The 655-nt window shown below is 68.7% G+C and carries 1 protein-coding gene; it reads right to left on the minus strand.

The genetic code is table 11. The features are described from left to right. Window positions 1-257: 257 nt before the first annotated feature. On the minus strand, window positions 258-655 hold a 398-nt coding region (locus CCN56_RS36970; protein ID WP_143664745.1), incomplete at its 5' end, for a helix-turn-helix domain-containing protein.

Genomic DNA, 655 nt, shown 5'->3' on the forward strand with positions numbered 1-655 from the left:
CGCCGACCAGTACGATCGCCATGAGGATGATCAGGGCCAGCAGAACACCCATGCAGAAGCCACAGCCCTGCCCCGTCCCGCGGCTGAACGAACCGCCTCCCCCACCGGACCCCTGCCCTTGACCTGCCATCTCGCCTCCCGAATTCTCCCGGATGCCACAGGTGTCAGGGCCTGTTCCGTCCCCCCTGGTGCAGCGCACCCATCGTGATGTGCCGTGTGTCCGTGGAGTTGGCGACGGGCGCGGAGCTGATGTGCATTCAGCGCGGAGAACGTGCTGCGGCCGTGCCGTCCCGGAATTGCCGGGGTGTCTCGCCGTACGCTCTCTTGAACACTCGGCTGAACTCGCCCGGGCTGGAGAATCCCCATCGGGTGGCGATCACGCCGATGGGCTGCTTGCTCAGGGAAGGCGTGGCGAGGTCCTGCCGGCAGCGTTCCAGTCGCCGGCGCCGCACGGTTGCCATGACGCCTTCGGGCTCGGCGCTGAACAGTTGGTGCAGGGTGCGGACCGAGATGTGGTGCCGTGAGGCGATGGCGGTCGGGGTGAGCCCCGGGTCGCCGAGGTTCGCCTCGATGAACGCTCCGATTCTCGCGACGAGGGCTCGGCGCCTCGTCTCGGCCGGGAGGAGGCCGCTGGCGTCGATGTGGCCGGCGAGGA

Source organism: Streptomyces sp. NRRL B-24572 (assembly GCF_002156145.1).
GTDB classification, from domain to species: domain Bacteria; phylum Actinomycetota; class Actinomycetes; order Streptomycetales; family Streptomycetaceae; genus Streptomyces; species Streptomyces vietnamensis.